The organism is Pedobacter sp. 22226 (assembly GCF_052045455.1).
Lineage (GTDB): Bacteria > Bacteroidota > Bacteroidia > Sphingobacteriales > Sphingobacteriaceae > Pedobacter > Pedobacter jeongneungensis.
This window is the reverse complement of record NZ_JBQEPB010000002.1, coordinates 65345-84770: the sequence shown is the minus strand read 5'-3', so window position 1 is coordinate 84770 and position 19426 is coordinate 65345. Positions and strand designations below refer to the sequence as shown.

The window sequence follows — 19426 nt, the reverse complement described above, 5'->3', positions numbered from 1 at the left end:
TATTGTTATTGACCTTTTAGGTACTGTAATGTGTATACTGATTGATTGTATTGGTTGATGGCCTCCAGATAGCTGAAGCGGATATCAGAGTAGGTACGCAGGGCCTGCAGATATTCTACATAACCGATCTCCCCTGCCTGAAATGCAATCTGGGACTGCTTTAGGATCAGGTTGGCATTCGGCAGGGCACTGTTCTTATAATAGGCGATACTTCTGGAATTTTTCTGAAGGTCCTGGAAGGCCTGCTCATACCTTCCACGAAGATCTGTCTGGGAAAGGATAAAATCGCTTTCGGCTACCTGCTTATCTATCTTTGCGGCTTTTATCCTTGAGGAGAAAGGCTTAAAGAAAAGCGGTATGGAGATCCCGGCGGAAACTCCCTGAAAACGTTTGCCTCCATTAAAATAAAGATCCTGACCGCCAACATTCTGTGCTCCGATAATGGACTGGTTGAAATAGCCGATACTGAAATCGGGGCCGGAGCGTGAGCGCTCGAGCCTTACCGTCTTGTCGGCAATATCTATCTGCTGGGCCTGCAGCGCAAGAATTGGATTTTCTGATGTAACGGTATCAGCCTGGCTAACATTCCAGACTACCTGGCCAAAGTCCGCGTTCATGATACTGATCTGTTCCCTGGTATTCAGCAAACGCTTAAGTTCGGCGGTATAAGCAAGGATATCAGCTTCGTTCTTGCTCATCTGGTTGCGAACCTCATTATACTGAGTTTCGGCGGTAGTTTTTTCAAGCAGATTGGTCTCTCCTGCCTGGTACCTCAATGAGGCGGCCTTCAGAAAGTTACTGTAAACACTGTCCTGGCTTTTGTAAAGCTTTTGAAGGGCAATGAAATAGCCCAACTGGGTGTAAACGCTTTTCACCTGATAGGAAAGTTCTCTTTGTGTTACCTGAAGGCCGATTTCAGCTCCCCTGATCTGCGCATCATACAAGTTGCGCTGACTTTTGAACAGCCCCGGATAGGGTATGTTCTGAGAGGCCGAAAAGTTATTGTCGCGTTTGATGGTATTCATCTGTCCGTACTGCACCTCAAAGCTGGTCTTCCCCAGATCTGTTGAGGATCCCCTTAGCGCCTGTTGCCTGCCAATCTGCAGGCTTGAGGATTTCACAGCCTGGTTATTACTCAATGCTGTGCTCAAAGCCTGCTCAAGGCTCATACCCTTGGTGGGAACCGTCTGCGCCTGCGCCTGTCCCGATAAAATGAAAAGTCCAAAAAACACCGCTAGGGTAACTACAGTTGTTGGAAGGGCAGTTTTTTTGCTTTTCCAACCTTCAAAATAAGTATATAGCACTGGAAGTACAATTAAGGTTAATATGGTGGAGGTAATCAGTCCCCCGATTACTACGGTTGCTAGTGGTTTCTGCACCTCAGCGCCTGCTGCACTGGATATTGCCATTGGAAGGAACCCAAGAGAGGCTACAGTTGCGGTCATCAGTACAGGTCTCAGACGGATAGCAGTTCCCTTGAGGACAATGTCCCTTATACTATATTTATCCATTTTTTTCAATCTGTTGAATTCGGTAATCAGTACGATTCCGTTGAGCACGGCTACCCCGAATAATGCAATAAATCCAACGCCGGCGGAAATGCTGAAAGGCATTCCCCTTATGATTAATGCAAATATTCCGCCGATTGCGGCCATCGGAATAGCAGAAAAAATCAGTATCGACTGTTTTACAGATCCAAATGAGAAATACAGCAATAGCAATATAAGTAAAAGTGCAACCGGAACGGCAATAGAGAGCCTTTGTGTCGCCTCTTTTAAGTTTTCAAACTGCCCTCCATAGGTAATGTAATATCCTGCGGGCATTTTGATCTGTTCGTTTATTTTCTGCTCGATCTCTGTTACCACACTCTGGATATCACGCCCACGGACATTCAGCCCCACTATGATGCGCCGTTTGGTATCCTCACGTTGAATCTGGTTAGGACCTATCTTAAACTCTATGTCAGCAAGTTGGTCAAGGGGAACCTGATTGCCGTTCGGGGCAGTCACATAGACATTTTTAACATCGTCAATACCCTGGCGGTTCTTTTGGGAAAGGCGCACAATGATATCGTAACGCTGCTCTCCCTCGTATACCAGCCCCGCAGACTGTCCTGCAAAAGCAGTGTTGAGTGCCTGGTTAACCGTCCCTATGCTCAATCCATATTGTGCAATCCGGTCACGGTTGATCTTTACCACAATCTGTGGCAGACCGGTTGCCTGTTCCAGATAGAGATCTTTTGCGCCCTCTACACCCGAAACAATTTTCCCGATCTTTTGGGAGATACTGGTAAGGGATTCGAGGTCATCTCCGAAAACTTTGATCCCAATATCCTGTCTAACTCCCGAGATAAGTTCATTTGAGCGTAATTGGATTGGTTGTGAAAAACCGAAGCTCACGCCGGGAACTTCTTCAAGTGCTTTACTCATCATCTCTGCCAGTTCTTCCCTGTCATGGGTAGTGGTCCAGTCTTTTTTATCTTTGAGTATTATGGTCAGATCACATGCTTCCATTGGCATGGGATCGGTAGGAATCTCGGCAGCACCAACCTTACCAATTACTTCTTTCACCTCTGGAAATTTTTCTACAAGGATTTTTGAAGCCTGATTTACCTTATCAATAGTCTGGGAAAGGGAACTGCCGGTAAGTAGCCTGGTTTCTACCGCAAAATCACCTTCCTCCAACGTGGGGATGAATTCTCCCCCCATCCGGGTAAAGATAAAAATACTGATGGCCAGAAGAACAACCGACGATGCCACAACAATTACTCTTCTATTGAGTGCAGACTTGATCATTGGAGTGTAACGGCGCTGGAAAAAATCCATCATCCGATCTGAAAAATTCTTTTTGTGCGCAACTTTTTTGCTTAAGAAAAGCGAGGAAATCATAGGAACATAGGTCAGCGACAAAATAAAGGCCCCCAATATGGCAAAGGACACGGTTTGTGCCATAGGACCGAACATCTTGCCTTCAATACCTACAAGGGCAAGGATGGGAAGATAAACGATCAGGATAATGATCTGTCCAAATGCAGCGGCACTCATCATGCGGACGGCGGACTTCTCAACCTGCTCATCCATTTCGGCCTGCGAGTAGGCTCGGCCAAGCTTATTCCCAGAGAGGATGTGCATTGTGGCTTCCACAATAATTACCGCCCCGTCGACGATAAGTCCGAAATCTATCGCGCCAAGACTCATCAGGTTTCCCGATACGCCAAAAAGGTTCATCAGGGAAATTGCGAAAAGCATAGCTAGCGGAATCACTGAGGCAACAACCAGCCCGGCCCTAAAATTCCCAAGAAAAAGAACCAGGACAAAAATAACAATCAGGGCGCCCTCAATCAGATTTTTGGCAACTGTACCCATGGCACGGTCAACAAGCGCACTTCTATCTAAGAACGGCTCAATGGTTACCCCCTTCGGTAGAGTTTTACTGATTCTGTCTATCTTAGCCTTTACCTGTTTTACCACGTTATTGGCATTTGCGCCTTTTAGCATCATCACGATACCACCAACGGCTTCACCTTCACCATCCTTTGTTGCACGGGTAAGCGCCCCATAACGGATCGAACTGCCGATCTGTACGGTAGCTATATCGTGTATAAGCACCGGGATACCGTTTGCATTGTTTTTGACAACGATCTTATTGATGTCATCAAGATTGCCGACCAGGCCCTCGCTCCTGATAAAATAGGCATTGGGCTTTTTGTCTATATAGGCGCCGCCCGTGTTCTGGTTATTCTGTTCCAGGGCAGCGAAAACATCGCTGATACTCAGGTTCAGGCTCCGAAGCTTATCGGGATCAAGCGCAATTTCATACTGCTTTAAAAGGCCACCGAAACTGTTGACCTCCGCAATGCCCGGCGTTCCAAGGAGCTGTCTTCTTACGATCCAGTCCTGGATGCTGCGCAGCTCGCGTGCATCGAATTTGTTTTCGAATCCAGGCTTTGCATGGATCACGTATTGGTATATCTCCCCAAGTCCTGTTGATATGGGGGATATTTCCGGATTACCAAGTCCTGATGGGATGTTATTTTTGGCCTCGGCAAGCTTTTCATTTACCTGTTGCCGCGCCCAGTAGATGTCAACATCATCCTGGAAGACGATGGTTACAACCGATAGTCCGAACCTTGAAATGGAGCGTACCTGCTCTATTTCAGGTATGGTGGACATGGTCTGTTCTACTGGATAGGAAATAAGCCTTTCTACCTCCTGGGTAGCAAGGGATGGGCTAAGGGTTATGACCTGAACCTGATTATTGGTGATATCGGGAACGGCATCAATGGGAAGTTGTCTCAGGGAATATACGCCCCATGCTATCAGCCCCAAAGTGAACAGGGCTATTACAAGCTTGTTCGCTATTGAAAACTGAATAATTTTTTTCAGCATTATTTGTTTAATTAAGTAAAAAATAAAAAAGCCAGATCAATGCACAGCGTAGCCTCGTATGGATTACGGGCAAAAACATAGCATCGAAATGAAGATCGATTTTTAACTTAATTTAGGCGGCTGCCAAACAGATAATGGTAAAGAGATAACCTCACCCCTGTAAGCTTCATTATACTCTGAGCTAATTGGTTTTGAGATTACCACAAGAGGTGTTGAAGAAATAACTTCAGAAGTGGTATTACAGCACGAGCAAACGCAGAACGGTGAACAAAAATCACTGCGTTCTTTTTCTGCAGAATGTGTTGTTATGCTTTTTTCAGTTAAAGGTCCACCATGCAACTTGCCCATAGCCAATACATCAGCGCATGGAATGCAGCTGAGTATTACGATAATGAAGCAGAGAAACAAACTGGATATTTTCACTTTCAAAATTTTACCAAATATATAAATTTATTTAAGAACAATTTTTTTTAGTCCTGGTTTGAAAAAATTTAATACTTTGTAATTAAATAATTATAGCCTACAGGTTTTCACCCATCATTCAAAAGTTCCACCACTTGAACAATCAACCGGAAACCTCCTTTGCCCAAACCAAAAAACTTCATATAATCTGGGTAAAAAGGAAAGGAAGTTTTCATTTATTGATGAGACAAGTACAGGGGGTAACCTTCAACCTTTCAGAACTGACCTTATCGGCCAACATAGACTCTTCTGATGGAACATGGCTTTTAACCGCGATGAAAGTTTCAAATCAGCCGGCCAGGGATTTTTTAAATATCAAATCCCTGGCCCGGCTAAAATGTGAATTAACTACACAGAAAGGTCAATTACCCCAGGTTTAAAGTTTGAATTTTATCCCTCCGTTTATCACAAACCCATCGACAGGAGCATAGATGTCCCTGAAAACAGGACTTGTAATGCTTCCTGTATATATCGAATCAAAGCTGGTCTGCCTGGTGTCCGTTAAATTCTCAAAATTCACAAAAATTGAAAACCGTTCCCAAAGCTTTTCTGCCATCAGACCGGCGGTCCAATAGCTTTTACCAGTGGCACCATCATTTAGCAACTGTTTGCTGAAATAGTACGCCTCGGCACCGATCTTCCACTTATCTTCAATCTCATACATCAGTACATTATTTAACCTGTGTTTTGAAACCAGCGGATAACCCGTGCTGGCACTTGCTGTATGCTGGTTTACATCCGCCAATGTATAACCTATGAAAAGTTTAAAATCACCATAGGTTACTTTGGCATTAGTTTCCATTCCCCTTGTATCCAAATTGCCTTTCGGCTGTACATAGGTGAGATTGCCACCACTAGAGGCCATCAACAATATCGGGTTATTGATACGGGTATAAAAAAACATCTGGTTGATGCTGAATCCAACCGCTCCGTCAAACAAGGAGGTGCGATAGTTAACATCATAGTTGGCGCCATATGAGCGTTCCGCTTTTGTATTTGCCACATCTAAAGGCGCTACATTTCTGAACTGGATCCGCTCGGCATCTTCGGTAAATACAGTTGGCGCCTTATAACCTAAACCACCGCCCAAGCGGGTAGAAAAATGTTCATTGATCTTCCACAATCCGGAAATTCTTGGTAAGAAGAAAAATCCATATTCATTGTGGTAATCTCCCCTTACTCCTGATTCAAGACTAATTTTTTCAGATAGGTTCCAGGTGTTCTGCGCAAATGCCCCGACCGTGTTATAATTGTAACTTCTTACTGCATTGCTACTGTTGCGGTCTTCATTAAAATTGTCGGTCAAAAAGTTCATCCCCAACACCCAGTCAGCTTTTTCGCCATTACGGCTATAATTGGCCTCGCTATAAGTAGATACCTGAACGCCTGAAAACAGGTAGTTTGGCAATCCGATACTCCGGTCATAATAGCTCACCGAATTGCGGATAACCAGCTTTTCCTTTTCACTCAGTTTATGATCCAACTCAACCTGAGAACTGTAACGCCCGGTTTTATTCTGTTCGAAATAAGAATGGGCAGCACTGCCATTTCCCTTCACGTATTCCAGGTCGCCGCCAATCCGTTTTTCAGTTGTAGCGTTGATTCCTGCCGAAAGCGTAGTCGCATCATTGAAATAAAAATATAATTTGGGGTTCAGGGTGAAACGGTCAAACTTGGGGATAGCCGTTAAGCCAATATCAGAAGGATCATAGGCCGTCCCTTTGTTATATGCACCGTAAACCGTGATACCTATTTTATCAAATTTCTGCCCATAAAAACCACTGGCATCCAACCCTAAAGCAGAAGTACCGTTCAAAAGAAAATTAAGCTGACGCGCTTCCGTCGGTTTTTTAGAAACCAGGTTTACCAGTCCAGCAATTGCTCCACCACCGTAAAGGGTGGAGGATGAACCTTTGATCACCTCTACCTGCTGCAGATCCAATGGGGCAATCTGAAGCAGGCCCAATCCACCCGAGAAACCAGAGTATAACGGAAAACCGTCCCTAATGATCTGGGTATATTTTCCGTCCAGTCCCTGTATGCGGATACTGGAGTTTCCGCTGGTCGCAGAAGTCTGCTGGGTCTGGATGCCCGTACTTTCTGCCAGCATCATGCGGATGTCGCCAGGTTTCATATTTCCCTTTTCATCCAGTTCTTCCCCCGCGATAACCTCGACCCGTGTAGGAATATTATCTATGGTACGGCTGCTCCTTGTAGCTGAGATTACTACATCCTCCAGTTCCTGGTTTTCTTCAGCTGCAGTAAGTAAAACAGTCAAAAGGTTAGTTTCAGCAAGGGGAAAGGTCAGCGTATCGGTTTTGGTCTGGTAGCCTATATAACTAAACTGAATGATCTGTTTACCTGAAGCTATGCCACCGATACTTGCAATACCTGCACTATCTGATTTAGTGCCAATGTTCGTCCCAATCACTTTTAATGTAGCTCCTGGAAGTACCTGGTTTGTCTTTGCGTCTTTGATGACGGCTTTATATGTATTTTGGGCAAAGGCGGTAACTGTAAACAACAGTATAGCCAAAACCACAATCGTTCTTTTCATAATGATCTTAAAATAATGATTTCGATAAATATGTCCGTTTAGGACGATAGGAAAATAAACTACGAAAGTTTGGGCGGCTGCCAGATGGAAATAGAAATAGCCTGGAGTTCAAGTGGAATATAAGCCGTATTGTGCTGAACAGGTAAAAGCTGGACCGCAAAAACGATCATTGTACGTGTAGTGATGGTAAAGCCGATACAGGTACCGCAGACATAAAACGGTGAACAGCCTTTGCAGCAATTATCATTATGTTCACTGCAAGCATGTTTTTCCGATTTATCGGTTTTCAGTACATGGCTATCTTCTCGCGCTAAAGCACAGCATGGTACCGCGGTTAGCGTAAATACGATGAGAGATAAAACCAGGGCAATGAATTTCACGGTGTAAAAGTATAAAATTTACTGATACCCGCGCCGTTATTATCTGATATTACCGGTTGCAAAGCATGTATATAAAGAATAAGAGCATGGTACCCTCGAATTTGATTGTCCAATTGATTGAGATTATTTTGCAAGCCTCAAGGCATCAGCAAACTCATCGGGCAATGGACTTTCTATTATAGCTTTAGCAGATGCTTCAACATCGTATTCAACACGTCTGAATTCAATTTCAATATTATTTTTATCGGTTGTGGAACTGCCTTCATTTAAGTGAACTATAACGTAACAACCCTTTGGGTCACCGTCTTTAGGCTTTCCGACGGACCCCAGGTTGATCACATGTTTGAACCGTCCAGCTCGTGTCTCTAAGATTCGGTGATACGGTTTATGGGAGTGCCCGACGAAAAGCAGATCTGCCTCAGCTTCTTTAAGCATTTCCAAAACATAGTCTGCATCTGTGTCTATCAGGATATATTCATCTATGCTCCTGGTACTGCCGTGCGCAAAAACAAGGTTTAGTTTTTCACCGTTCAGTTTATATTCTAACCTGATATGTGCTGGAAGCGTTGTCAGATATTCCCTGTTATCCTCACGAATCAGGTGATAAGCATATTTTTTGCCCGGTTCATTTAAACTTTCAGGAGTGGTAATGATATTTTCAACTTTTTCGTCATGGTTGCCTTTTAAGGTTGCAATCCCTCGTCTGCGGATTTCATCAATGACTTCATTGGGATAGATATGGTAGCCTACAAGATCCCCCAGACAATATACGGCATCGGGCTTTTGGCTGTCCATATCTTGCAGCATGGCTTCAAAAGCGGGGAAATTGGCATGGACGTCAGAAAATAATGCAATTTTCATATCTGAAAAGGTGTTTAGAATTGTTTGTTAGTTAGTAGCCTCTGTTGTGGCATAATATTTTTTCCTGAACCAGAAGGCCAGGTTCACCAGGGCTATCAATGCAGGAACTTCCACCAAAGGTCCGATTACCCCTGCAAAGGCCTGTCCGGAGTTGATGCCAAATACACCGATGGCCACAGCAATCGCCAGTTCAAAATTGTTCCCAGTAGCTGTAAAAGCAATGGAAGTACTTCTAGAATAATCTGCCCCAAAATACCTGCCTGCAAAAAAGCTGACGATGAACATGATAGAGAAATAGATCACCAGCGGTATGGCAATACGGACCACGTCCATTGGTATCTGTACGATCAGCTTACCTTTCAGGCTGAACATAATGACAATGGTAAACAGCAAAGCGATCAGGGTTATAGGAGATATAAATGGTATAAACTTGTTCTGGAACCAGTTTTCGCCTTTGAGTTTGATTAGTGCATATCTGCTGATAACACCCATTGCAAATGGCAATCCTAAATAAATGCCTACGCTTTTTGCGATCTCACCGATGGTTATATTTACCTCAAGGCTTTTTAGGCCAAAGAAAGGTGGCAGTACGGTAATGAATATATAGGCAAACACGCTGTATAACAATACCTGGAAAATGCTGTTCAATGCGATCAGGCCAGCGGCATATTCGCGGTTACCTTCTGCCAGTTCGTTCCATACCACCACCATGGCGATACACCTCGCAAGCCCGATCAGTATCAGCCCAACCATATATTCGGGGTAATCCCTTAAAAAAGTAATGGCCAGAAAGAACATCAACAAAGGGCCGATCACCCAGTTCAGCACCAGGGAAACGCTCAACACTTTGGTATCCTTAAATACTTCACCCATATTTTCGTATTTTACCTTGGCAAGTGGCGGGTACATCATCAGGATCAGGCCGATGGCCAGCGGGATGTTGGTTGTACCACTGGAAAAGGAATTGATAAAACCGGAAGATGAGGGGATAAAATAGCCGATGCCAACCCCGATCGCCATCGCGATAAAGATCCATAGGGTCAGGTAACGGTCAAGGAATCCTAGCTTTTTTCGTTCTGCAACGGGGGCACAATTGTTTGCACTCATGGTTTATCTGTTTATGTACTGGTTTACAAAATCTGCTGAATAGGCTTTGATCAGCTCACGTACCCTTCTGAATTCGTCCATCACTTCTTCGGGGGTTCCTGTCGCCTTTGCAGGGTCAGGGAAATTCTGGTGGAAGCGGTCTACCTTGCCCGGAAAGAAAGGACAGGCTTCATTGGCATTATCGCAAACGGTGATCACTGCATCAAAATCAATTCCGGCATATTCATCCACATGGTTCGAGCTATGTCCCGAAATATCGATATGATCTTCAGCCATCACTGCGATAGCTTTCGGATTTACGCCATGTGTTTCAATCCCTGCGCTGTAGATCTCTGCATTGTCTCCGGCAAAATACCTCAGACAACCTTCTGCCAGCTGGCTTCTACAGCTGTTTCCTGTGCAGAGTACTAATATTTTTTTCATGTTTTTATTCTTTTCCTGTTATTTTACTTCTTCGTTCCATCAGCACTGTATCCCGCCATACCCCGTCCATCTTGCCGATCTTTTCGCGATAACCAATTTTTCTAAAACCGAGCTTTTCGTGCAGGGCGATACTTGCCGTATTTTCCGGAAAGATGCCTGATTGCAGCGTCCAGATGTTACTGGCCTCACTTTCGGTGACCAGCTTTTGCAATAGCGCCCTACCTATCCCTTTACTACGATAGCCTTCTTGTATATAGACGCTAACTTCTGTTACCCCTGCATAGACACATCTGCCTGAAACAGGGGTTAAAGCTGCCCAGCCTGCCACGTTGCCATCAATGATAGCGACATAGCGGAGACCGGCCAAATGGCCTTTGTCCCATTCTTCCCATGCCGGAGCGTCGGTCTGAAAGGTAGCCTGCTTAGTGGCGATACCTTGTAGATAAATAATTCTAACCTCTTCCCAGTGCAAGGGGAGTAATTCTATAATTTCCATACGCTGATTAGCAGCAGCCCGAACCGGGTTCACAGGTCTGTCCCGCCCCAGCAAGGTTTACCATCTGTAATTTTGGTTTTTCTTCTTTCACCGCTGGTGCACAGCATTCTTCACCTGTTTCTGTTGTTCCACAACTTCCCCCACGTCCGATTGCTTTACACTGCGTAAAATCAGGGATCAGGTTAACGATCAGGTTATCGCCATCGATCAAAAATTCGCCGGGATACATCTGTCTGGTATCAAACTGTGAGTTTCCAAACTCTATCTTAACAGTTCCCAGGGGATTGAGCGGTAATGATTTTTCTACCAGACTTACAATTGACAACGCTTTGCTAACCTGCATGGCCCTTTCGCTGTCCTGTACGGATGGCTCCCAAAGCTGTACGATAATTTCTGTCCAGGTATTCATTTTTCCTCCGCAATCCACAGATACAATCGGTGCCTGTTTGATTTCGGTAATATGGTATGAAGCATCTACCCACTTACCTTCCGCATACTGGAACTGTAAGGTCAAATCTGGATGTTGTTCTAATGTGGCTTTAAATGTTTGCCAGTTGGTCAATTCTGCATTGTTCATAATATTGCAATTTAACGATTGATATAAATAAAAAAAGGTTAGCAGCAGCTGGTTTCGCCTTTGTACGAGCCAAAGAATGTACCCAACTGTTCTTCCAATAATTTCCAGGTTTTAGGGTTGATACAATAGCAGACACTCACGCCTTCGATCGTTCCCTGAATGATCCCGGCTGTTTTAAGTTCTTTAAGGTGTTGCGAAATGGTTGCCTGGGCTAAGCCCAGTTCCTCTACCAGATCCCCGCAGATACAGGTGTTGGATATAAGGATCCTTTGCAGGATGGCAATGCGGGCAGGATGCGCAATGGCTTTCAGCAATGTGGAAAGCTGGTTCTGCTCGTCGGAGAATATTTCTGATCTTGTAAGTCCCATAATTTTATATCGCAATATTACGATATAAAATCAATAACCCAAAATAAATTTGATTTTTATTTGTGGTGACCAGAAAATCAAAAAGCTGCATTTTACGTTTTCATCCGCTTGAAAAAACCAAAGCCTGCGATCTATTAGATACTTCAATAACGTCCATCGGTAACAGCATCTACCTTATTTCTTAATTAAAAATATCAGTCGATTTTGGCATTTCTCAATCTCAGGGAATTTAATATAACCGAAACCGAGCTAAAGCTCATCGCGAGTGCAGCGATCATTGGAGAGAGTAAAATCCCAAAAAACGGATATAAAATACCTGCCGCTATCGGAATGCCCAATATATTGTATCCCAGGGCAAAAAACAGGTTTCCTTTGATATTTCCCATTACTTTATGGCTCAACAACCTTGCTTTTGCGATCCCGTTTAAATCTCCCTTCACCAATGTGATCGCGGCGCTCTGGATGGCCACGTCTGTTCCCGTGCCCATCGCAATCCCGATATCAGCCTGGGAAAGTGCAGGGGCATCATTGATGCCGTCACCTGCCATGGCTACCTTTTTGCCTTCGGCCTGTAGTTTTTTTATTTCATTCAGCTTATCTTCCGGTAACATCTGAGCCTTGAAACCATCCAGATTTAAAGTTGCGCTTACTGCCCTTGCTGTATCCTCATTGTCTCCGGTAAACATAATCACCTTGATGCCTTCCTGCTGGAGCTTTAGGATCGCAGCTGCGCTGGAAGGCTTGATCTTATCCGAAATCACGACAAACCCCACTGCCTGATTTTCAACCGCCAAATAAGAAACTGTTTTACCCTGCCTTTGAGCGGCACTAACCTGCTCGGCCAGACTTGGATCAATCACCGCTTTAACATGCTCCATCAGTTTTTGGTTCCCCAAAGCCAGTCTTTCCCCATTCAGACTGCCTGTTACTCCCTTCCCGGTAACGGCCTCAAAGTCAGATATAGCCTTAACGGATATTTCGTTTTCCTCCCCATAACGCAAAGTTGCCTGAGCCAATGGATGTTCGCTGCTGCTGTTCAAAGCCACAATTTTTTCGAGTATATTCTTCTGAGAAAAATCTGGATTTACACTGACCACCTTTTCTACCGAAGGTTTACCTTCTGTAACCGTACCCGTCTTGTCGATGACCACTACATCAATCGCATTCATTTTCTCAAGGGATTCCGCATTCTTGATCAGTATCCCAGACTGGGCGCCCTTCCCTACTCCCACCATTACGGACATTGGGGTAGCCAGGCCCAGCGCACATGGACATGCAATAATCAATACCGCGATTGCATTTACAAAAGCATAAACGTAGGCTGGATCGGGGCCGTATACTGCCCACACCACGAACGTTGCGATGGAAATCAATACCACAACAGGCACGAAATAACCTGAGATTTTATCCGCCATCTTTTGGATGGGCGCTTTTGAGCGGCTGGCGGAATTGACCATTTCGATGATCTGTGACAGCAGTGTTTCTGAGCCCACTTTTTCGGCAAGCATCACAAAAGTCTTATTGCCGTTGATGGTGCCTGAACTTACCTTGTCGCCTATTTTTTTCTCAACAGGAACGGGTTCTCCTGTGATCATTGATTCATCAATTATAGCTTCCCCGGTCTTAATACTACCATCCACCGCAATTTTGTCACCAGGCTTGACCCTCAGCAGATCTCCTTTCTGAATATCATCAATAGATACTGATATTTCCTTGTCCCCAACCACTTTTGTTGCTGAATTAGGGGCCAGCTTCAACAGCTCCTTAATGGCGCTGTTGGTTTTGCCATGCGCCCGGGCTTCCAAAAGCTGACCGAGCAGTACCAGCGTAAGAATCACGGTTGCCGCCTCAAAATAAACGAAAACGGTGCCATGATGTGTTTTAAACTGATCAGGAAAAACTCCGGGGAATAGAAGGGCAACAATACTGAAGCCCCAGGCAACCCCGGCACCAATCCCAATCAGTGTAAACATGTTCAGTTTCCAGGTTATTATAGATTGCCATGCCCGCTGAAAGAACATCCAGGTTGCATAAAAGACCACCGGAATAGAAAGAAAAAACTGAACCCAATTCCAGTATTTAAGTTCCAATAGATCAAACAAAGGATTATTTGGAATCATTTCAGTCATGGCTATAACAAAAATGGGTATGGTAAAAACTGCTGCTATCTGGAATTTTTTGAGCAGGGTTTCATAAGTTTTATCTTCTTCTTCAAGGTTTGTACCTGTAGGTACCAGGTCCATGCCGCAGAGCGGACATGATCCTGGTTTGTCCCTGATAATCTCGGGATGCATGGGGCAGGTAAATTGAGATGCCTGTTTCTTGGCAGGCTGTTTTACCAGGTCCATCCCGCATACAGGGCAATGACCTGGCTTATCATAAGTCTTCTGACTTTCACAGTGCATAGGACAATAAAACAGGCCTCCCTCTTCATTTTTATCATCATTTTGAGCCGCGGGACTTTGCTCATTGGCTGAATGATCCTGATTATGATGTTCTGACGAATTTAGAACATGTTTTCTCTGAACTGCCATTTCAATACCGTAATGTCCGGCGGCAAAAAGAGCCTCCTGCAGCTTTTCTATGGGGATATGTTCTTGCATAGTTATGACGGCTTCAGCAGGTTCAAGGGTTACCTGTGCAGAAACGCCATCAATCGCATTCAGCACATTTTCAACTTTGCTCCGACAGCCCTGACAGCTCATTCCGGTTATTTTATAGGTGTGTTCCATGTTTTTGATTTGTTAGTAGCTTAATGTCAATCCGGCGCCATAGCCCATATCACTGTCGTAATGTGTTGAAAGCCCAAAGTACTTCGTAACGATGTACCTGAATCCGGCCATATATTCCTTATCGGTATTGACCATAAACTGGAAGCGCAGTCTTTTGGAAACAGGGATATCTTCCCTCATCAGCTGAAACCTGACATTCCCCTTGTGATCGAGGGAAGCATCTGCAACGATCAACAGCGGTAGGGTATATTGAACTCCCAAATGAAATACCTGCCTGAAATTTTTGGTATTTCCCTGCCCGAAAAGATTGTTTCCCGGCGAAAGTGATTGCCCGAAAACATTCTTGTCCAAGGGATCAACCGTTCTTTTTCTAAAATCCCATCCGACATAGGGCAATAGCCATTGGTTTCGCCCGATATATCTTCCAAAATGACTTTCACTTTCATAGCCCATTTCCTTGTCAAACCCAATCCGCCATTCAGTGGTAAAGCGGTAACGGGTATTGGCGAGCATAAACTCACCATCACTTCCGTTTGTTTCAATCCCAACCCGTGCCATTGGATGAAATGCCCTGTCATCACTGAAAAGTTTTCGCTGTGCCAGCTTGGGGTCCGGAATTTCGGGATTAGGCGGAGAATTCTCATAACTGAATACCCTTCCCATACCGCTCATCATATGGTAGAGAATATGGCAGTGGAAGAACCAGTCGCCTCCTGGCTCTGTTGCTGCAAATTCAAGGGTATCCCGCTCCATGGGCATGATGTCGATAATGTTCTTCATTGGGGCATATTCTCCCTGCCGGTTAATTACCCTGAAGTCATGGCCGTGAAGGTGCATAGGATGGCGCATCATACTGTTGTTGTAAAGGATTATCCTAACATTTTCGCCCTTTTTTATCAGTATCTTATCGCTTTCAGAAACAGTTTTGTTATCCAGCGTCCAGACGTAACGGTTCATATTTCCCGTAAGGTCAAACTTGAGTTCCTTCCATGGGCCTTTCGGCAGGGTTGTTTTCTTTGGATCTCGAAGCATATTATAGTTCAGAGTAACGATATCGGCGGTTTCTGCCTCCATATTCATCCCTGCCATGGTCTTGTCAACAGACATCTGCATACCCGGCATCCCTTTCATTTTTTTCTCTGTTTTCGGATTTTCTTCACCGGTTACCTCCGGGTACATCACCGTATTCATATCCATAAGCTGGTTCTGCATCTTCATGCCTTCCATCTGTACCATATTGCCGCTCATATCCATCATATCGTTCATCATCTTCATTCCGGCAAAATATTTCAGTTTGGGCATTTTCTCTGCATGCACCTTTTCTCCCTTGCCCAGCCATAGCGATGCTGATCCCGTACGGTCTTCAGGAGTGACCAAAAATTCATAGCTCTTATTTTCCGGAATCGTGACCACTACATCATAGGTTTCGGAAACCGCTATAATCAGCCTGTCGACCTCTACAGGCTCCACATCATTTCCATCAGTCGCCACAACGGTAATCTTGCCCCCTGCATATTTAAGCCAGAAATAATCTGAGGCACCCCCATTTGCAATACGCAATCTTACCTTGTCCCCAGCCTTGAACTGCGGCTGTTCGTTCTGATTTTTCCCATTGATGAGAAAGGCTTCATAATACACATCGCTCACATCCATGGCATTCATGCGCTTCCATTCATTGGCTACCTTTGTTTTAAAATGTCCGGTCCTGATCGCTTCTGCATAACTCTGGGTAGTCCCTTTTTTGATTGCAAACCAGTCGTTGGCATTTTTCAGGCTTCTATGAACCTCCTCGGGCTTCATATCTGTCCATTCGCTAATGACTACTGGAAGGGTTGGAATATCCCACTCCGTACGTTTGTTCATGATAAATGCCCCATACATACCTATCTGTTCCTGAAGGCCGCTATGGCTGTGGTACCAGTGCGTTCCATGCTGGACGATGGGGAACTTATAGATGTAAGTAGCGTGCGGTTTGATCGGCATTTGGGTCAGAAAAGGAACACCGTCCATCTTGTTCGGAAGAAAAAGTCCGTGCCAGTGCAGTGCGGTTTCCTCGTCAAGATTATTATGCACGTAGATCAGTGCGGTATCGCCTTGCGTAAAGGTCAGTGTCGGCATAGGAATCTGTCCGTTTACCGCAATTGCCCGCTTTGATTTTTTTCCATAAGTTACCGTTGTATCGGCTATGTAAAGATCATAACGCACGGTGCGTGGCGGAAATTTATTCGAAACGGTTCTAATCGGGCCCAAATTAGCCTTTGCAGTTTTGATATTTTCCATGTCAGAACCGTTATCATCCATTGCCATGCCCGCCATATCACCCATATCCTCACTCTTTTTGGAACTTTCCTTTATTTCCCCATTCTTCTCAGGGTTAGCCTTGGGCTTTTCCTTAACAAGCTTCATCCCACATTTGGGACAGTTGCCAGGTTTGGAATCATGGATCTCGGGGTGCATTGGGCAGGTATAGGTTACTGATTCTGGTTTCGGCTTACTTTCCAATTTTTCTGCCGGCATTTTCATGACTTCCATAGCCCCCTTTTTTGCTTCCTGTTTCTTATTGAGTAGATCAGCTGTCTTTGCCTTATCCGCTTTACCTTTCTGCAGGATAAGCTTCATTCCGCACTTTGGACAGTTCCCGGGTTTTTCCGATTGTATTTCCGGGTGCATCACACAGGTATAGATCACCCTGGACTGACCAGCACTGCCGTTCTTGTCCGTTTTCATTCCCTTCATATCCTGGGCGGAAACCACAGAATAGAGTATCAATAAAAAGACTGTTAATATATTTTTCATTTCTTTGTTAATTTAAAGAGCAGTGAGATTCTTTCTGGTCAAACTATCCCTTGAATCCTGTACCCACTTTATGAGTATCGACTTTTCCCTCGGATCTAATATTGCATTTCTGTGGATCATGATATAAGAAGAAAGCGGCATTGTACCATCTTTTAAGCTATTTTCTATGGCCCGAAGTTTGTTCTGACGCCTTCGCAAGGTATAGCCGGCGAATTCATTAAAGTTTAGCTCCTCTTTTCCCGATCGTATGTGACTGTTAAGGTACCAGTGAAGCGGCTGAACATAGGCATACCATGGATATTCTGTGTTGTTGCTATGACAGTCATAACATGATTTTTTAAGTATACCCTGTACATCATCAGGCACAGGAACAAGTGTGGATATATCCTGAGGCATAACCTGCGCGCTTTTATTGCGTGCAGGCTGTAAGATCTGCATAAGCAGGAAGATAACTAATAGCCCAAGAAAGATTTTCTTTATGCCCGTCATTTTTGTGCTATTTCAGTTCTTCCTTAACAGTACCACAGGTCGGCATCGTTTTTCCAAGGTAAGGGTTTTTGATCTCCTTTACCTCACTCACCCAAATCGCACCCTTGTTGTTGTTGTACATGGGACAACGGTCAACATACAGGGGCTTGTCAGTGCCAAGGAGCTTGATCATATCGTACATGTCTTTGCTCAGCATATCGAAATGCTCACGTTGATGGGCAATATTGCCTGCATTGGAACCGATATGCTCTGCGTGCTCCTTGGCATCATCCCGAATATCGCTATATGCCCTGGCCTGCTCCGAGGTCAATGATTTTTCATCAAAACTGGCGAACCCTGCGACCATTTCACTGCCTGCGGCAGCAGCTTGTTTATCATCGTCCGTGGTAAGGGCATTTTTCAGTTTCAGATAGCCGGATAAAAGCGCAGCCGTTTGGTTTTTTTTTACCTTATTGGTTTCCCTAGAAACATTTTTGGTCGTGGAATCCGCTACAGCAGAATCTTGCTTTTCATTTTTGCCATTTGTACAGGCGGCAAGGAAAAATAGTGGGCCCAGAAGGCTATATATTAATGTTTTCATTGTTATTGATATATTTTGAATAAATTATTTCGAGCTGTATGTAGAATATTTGCACAGCTATATTGAACGGACCAAAACATCTCAATGCTAAATGTCCGTTCAATAACAATATGAATTATTTGATAGTCTCTTTTACTGCACCACAGGTCAGCATCTGCTTACCGAAATAAGGGTTTTTGATGCCAGCGTTATCAGAAAGCCAATAGCTCTTTTTCATTGGACAGTAGGCATAATAAACAGGCGCTTTGGTGAGTTTAACCGCTTTCGCCAGTTTAAAAAGATTGGCAGAAAAAGTTGCGAAATGTTCTCTCTGATGGGCAATATCCTTACTCTCCAATATGTGTTTGGCATCAAAGGCAAGCTTATCCTTCAAACCCATAAATATATTCATATCGGCTTCTGCCATTGATTTCATGTCCATATTGACCAACTCTTTGGAAAACTCAGCGGCTTTTGAGGCGGCGACTGTCGCATCTGCATTTATCAATGCATTTTTGATATCGTAATAAGAAGTTAAAAGTGACTGTGTCTGGCTATTTTGCGCAAGGACGCGGCCAGTGAAAACGATTGCCAATAGGACAACCAGAAGAAATATTTTTTTCATGATTTTAAGATTAAATGTTTACGCTATTTCCGCAGGAGTTTTGTCCGCGCGAAAGTCAGGCACCATGTCAATGTAACACGGGCTCTATTGGTAATTCGTGGTGAAATCTTATATCTGAAAGCTATTGATGGTTATCCGGATGTCCCTATTGGGTGGCCGCTCCCGCTGTCCGGCGTAAACACTCTTTTTGAGAACCAGTTTGACAGAAGGAATTAAAAAATTGTAATGATAATCTGGAAGCAATAGAACAGGTAGGATAACCTGGTTTTTAACGCTTTGGGGAACAAGCTTCCCCTGAACCACAAGGTCGTTGACCAGAGTCTTGCAACAGGGTTCTTCTTTTGAAAGATTCGGTCCATTTGAAGCGCTGTGTTTATGCACATGTGCCCCTTTATGCTGATGATCATGTTTGTGATTATTCTTTTTAGAGGAAACATGTACATCACTTTCTCCATGATTATCTCTTTCCATTCCAACTGCACAGGCAAAGCCAACAACAGTGTTGAGCAGAAAAATCACTAAAAGAAAGATGGCTTTGGTTTTCATCAGACTACAAATCTATATAAAGATGCGAAATTAAATTTATATAATTTTCCATATCTTTTA

At 44.2% G+C, this 19426-nt stretch carries 17 protein-coding genes; 1 reads left to right on the top strand and 16 read right to left on the bottom strand.

Features of this window, described 5'->3' with window-relative positions; translation table 11 throughout:
• Nucleotides 1–5 precede the first annotated feature (5 nt).
• Both ACTJKC_RS03820 and ACTJKC_RS03815 read right to left on the bottom strand, forming a co-directional pair.
• Nucleotides 6–4388 (bottom strand): CusA/CzcA family heavy metal efflux RND transporter, encoded by a 4383-nt coding sequence (locus ACTJKC_RS03820; protein ID WP_440790379.1) that lies wholly within the window; start codon nucleotides 4386–4388, stop codon nucleotides 6–8.
• Nucleotides 4389–4490: 102 nt separating this feature from the next.
• Nucleotides 4491–4811, bottom strand: a complete 321-nt coding sequence (locus ACTJKC_RS03815; protein WP_440790377.1) for a DUF6660 family protein — start codon at nucleotides 4809–4811, stop codon at nucleotides 4491–4493.
• 134 nt (nucleotides 4812–4945) lie between these two features.
• Here ACTJKC_RS03815 and ACTJKC_RS03810 point away from each other — a divergent pair, with 134 nt between their 5' ends.
• On the top strand, nucleotides 4946–5230 hold the full coding sequence (locus ACTJKC_RS03810) for a hypothetical protein (protein WP_440790375.1): 285 nt from the start codon (nucleotides 4946–4948) through the stop codon (nucleotides 5228–5230).
• On the opposite strand, the gene ACTJKC_RS03805 is transcribed toward ACTJKC_RS03810, so the two are convergent.
• From ACTJKC_RS03805 to ACTJKC_RS03740, 14 genes are all read right to left on the bottom strand, one after another.
• Nucleotides 5227–7407 (bottom strand): TonB-dependent receptor, encoded by a 2181-nt coding sequence (locus ACTJKC_RS03805; protein ID WP_412467439.1) that lies wholly within the window; start codon nucleotides 7405–7407, stop codon nucleotides 5227–5229. The two genes, ACTJKC_RS03810 and ACTJKC_RS03805, sit on opposite strands and share 4 nt — an antisense overlap.
• 59 nt (nucleotides 7408–7466) lie before the next feature.
• A complete protein-coding gene (locus ACTJKC_RS03800) occupies nucleotides 7467–7787 on the bottom strand; it encodes a DUF6660 family protein (RefSeq protein WP_412467438.1) in 321 nt (106 codons plus the stop codon).
• 123 nt (nucleotides 7788–7910) lie between these two features.
• Nucleotides 7911–8648 (bottom strand): metallophosphoesterase family protein, encoded by a 738-nt coding sequence (locus tag ACTJKC_RS03795; protein WP_412467437.1) that lies wholly within the window; start codon nucleotides 8646–8648, stop codon nucleotides 7911–7913.
• Between the two features lie 27 nt (nucleotides 8649–8675).
• Complete coding sequence (arsB, locus tag ACTJKC_RS03790; protein ID WP_412467436.1) at nucleotides 8676–9755, bottom strand: ACR3 family arsenite efflux transporter; 1080 nt, start codon at nucleotides 9753–9755, stop codon at nucleotides 8676–8678.
• A 3-nt stretch (nucleotides 9756–9758) separates the two neighbouring features.
• The gene (locus ACTJKC_RS03785; protein ID WP_412467435.1) at nucleotides 9759–10178 is read right to left on the bottom strand and encodes an arsenate reductase ArsC; all 420 of its coding nucleotides are present in this window, start codon (nucleotides 10176–10178) and stop codon (nucleotides 9759–9761) included.
• A gap of 4 nt (nucleotides 10179–10182) precedes the next feature.
• Nucleotides 10183–10674 carry a GNAT family N-acetyltransferase gene (locus ACTJKC_RS03780; RefSeq protein WP_412467434.1) on the bottom strand — a complete coding sequence of 164 codons (492 nt, stop codon included), beginning with the start codon at nucleotides 10672–10674 and terminating at the stop codon, nucleotides 10183–10185.
• A gap of 7 nt (nucleotides 10675–10681) precedes the next feature.
• On the bottom strand, nucleotides 10682–11251 hold the full coding sequence (locus ACTJKC_RS03775; RefSeq protein ID WP_412467433.1) for a DUF6428 family protein: 570 nt from the start codon (nucleotides 11249–11251) through the stop codon (nucleotides 10682–10684).
• 38 nt (nucleotides 11252–11289) lie between these two features.
• Entirely contained in the window at nucleotides 11290–11619 is a 330-nt protein-coding gene (locus ACTJKC_RS03770; protein ID WP_412467432.1) for an ArsR/SmtB family transcription factor, read from the bottom strand.
• Nucleotides 11620–11813: 194 nt separating this feature from the next.
• Nucleotides 11814–14351: a heavy metal translocating P-type ATPase gene (locus ACTJKC_RS03765; RefSeq protein ID WP_412467431.1), complete on the bottom strand. Its 2538-nt coding sequence runs from the start codon at nucleotides 14349–14351 to the stop codon at nucleotides 11814–11816.
• Between the two features lie 12 nt (nucleotides 14352–14363).
• Entirely contained in the window at nucleotides 14364–17147 is a 2784-nt protein-coding gene (locus ACTJKC_RS03760) for a multicopper oxidase domain-containing protein (protein ID WP_082018555.1), read from the bottom strand.
• 12 nt (nucleotides 17148–17159) lie between these two features.
• Entirely contained in the window at nucleotides 17160–17636 is a 477-nt protein-coding gene (locus ACTJKC_RS03755; RefSeq protein ID WP_039474427.1) for a heme-binding domain-containing protein, read from the bottom strand.
• Nucleotides 17637–17643: 7 nt separating this feature from the next.
• Complete coding sequence (locus tag ACTJKC_RS03750; protein ID WP_412467430.1) at nucleotides 17644–18216, bottom strand: DUF3347 domain-containing protein; 573 nt, start codon at nucleotides 18214–18216, stop codon at nucleotides 17644–17646.
• 115 nt (nucleotides 18217–18331) lie between these two features.
• Nucleotides 18332–18820, bottom strand: coding sequence for a DUF3347 domain-containing protein (locus ACTJKC_RS03745; protein WP_440790370.1), 489 nt, complete (start codon nucleotides 18818–18820; stop codon nucleotides 18332–18334).
• 108 nt (nucleotides 18821–18928) lie between these two features.
• Nucleotides 18929–19366 (bottom strand): hypothetical protein, encoded by a 438-nt coding sequence (locus ACTJKC_RS03740; RefSeq protein WP_131538574.1) that lies wholly within the window; start codon nucleotides 19364–19366, stop codon nucleotides 18929–18931.
• Between the last annotated feature and the right edge of the window lie 60 nt (nucleotides 19367–19426).

Bases quoted from the DNA above. Each gene is read 5' to 3' on its own strand.
- ACTJKC_RS03820 (WP_440790379.1), bottom strand. From the start codon at position 4,388: ATGCTGAAAAAAATTATTCAGTTTTCAATAGCGAACAAGCTTGTAATA.
- ACTJKC_RS03805 (WP_412467439.1), bottom strand. From the start codon at position 7,407: ATGAAAAGAACGATTGTGGTTTTGGCTATACTGTTGTTTACAGTTACC.
- ACTJKC_RS03795 (WP_412467437.1), bottom strand. From the start codon at position 8,648: ATGAAAATTGCATTATTTTCTGACGTCCATGCCAATTTCCCCGCTTTT.
- arsB (WP_412467436.1), bottom strand. From the start codon at position 9,755: ATGAGTGCAAACAATTGTGCCCCCGTTGCAGAACGAAAAAAGCTAGGA.
- ACTJKC_RS03785 (WP_412467435.1), bottom strand. From the start codon at position 10,178: ATGAAAAAAATATTAGTACTCTGCACAGGAAACAGCTGTAGAAGCCAG.
- ACTJKC_RS03780 (WP_412467434.1), bottom strand. From the start codon at position 10,674: ATGGAAATTATAGAATTACTCCCCTTGCACTGGGAAGAGGTTAGAATT.
- ACTJKC_RS03775 (WP_412467433.1), bottom strand. From the start codon at position 11,251: ATGAACAATGCAGAATTGACCAACTGGCAAACATTTAAAGCCACATTA.
- ACTJKC_RS03770 (WP_412467432.1), bottom strand. From the start codon at position 11,619: ATGGGACTTACAAGATCAGAAATATTCTCCGACGAGCAGAACCAGCTT.
- ACTJKC_RS03765 (WP_412467431.1), bottom strand. From the start codon at position 14,351: ATGGAACACACCTATAAAATAACCGGAATGAGCTGTCAGGGCTGTCGG.
- ACTJKC_RS03760 (WP_082018555.1), bottom strand. From the start codon at position 17,147: ATGAAAAATATATTAACAGTCTTTTTATTGATACTCTATTCTGTGGTT.
- ACTJKC_RS03755 (WP_039474427.1), bottom strand. From the start codon at position 17,636: ATGACGGGCATAAAGAAAATCTTTCTTGGGCTATTAGTTATCTTCCTG.
- ACTJKC_RS03750 (WP_412467430.1), bottom strand. From the start codon at position 18,216: ATGAAAACATTAATATATAGCCTTCTGGGCCCACTATTTTTCCTTGCC.
- ACTJKC_RS03745 (WP_440790370.1), bottom strand. From the start codon at position 18,820: ATGAAAAAAATATTTCTTCTGGTTGTCCTATTGGCAATCGTTTTCACT.
- ACTJKC_RS03740 (WP_131538574.1), bottom strand. From the start codon at position 19,366: ATGAAAACCAAAGCCATCTTTCTTTTAGTGATTTTTCTGCTCAACACT.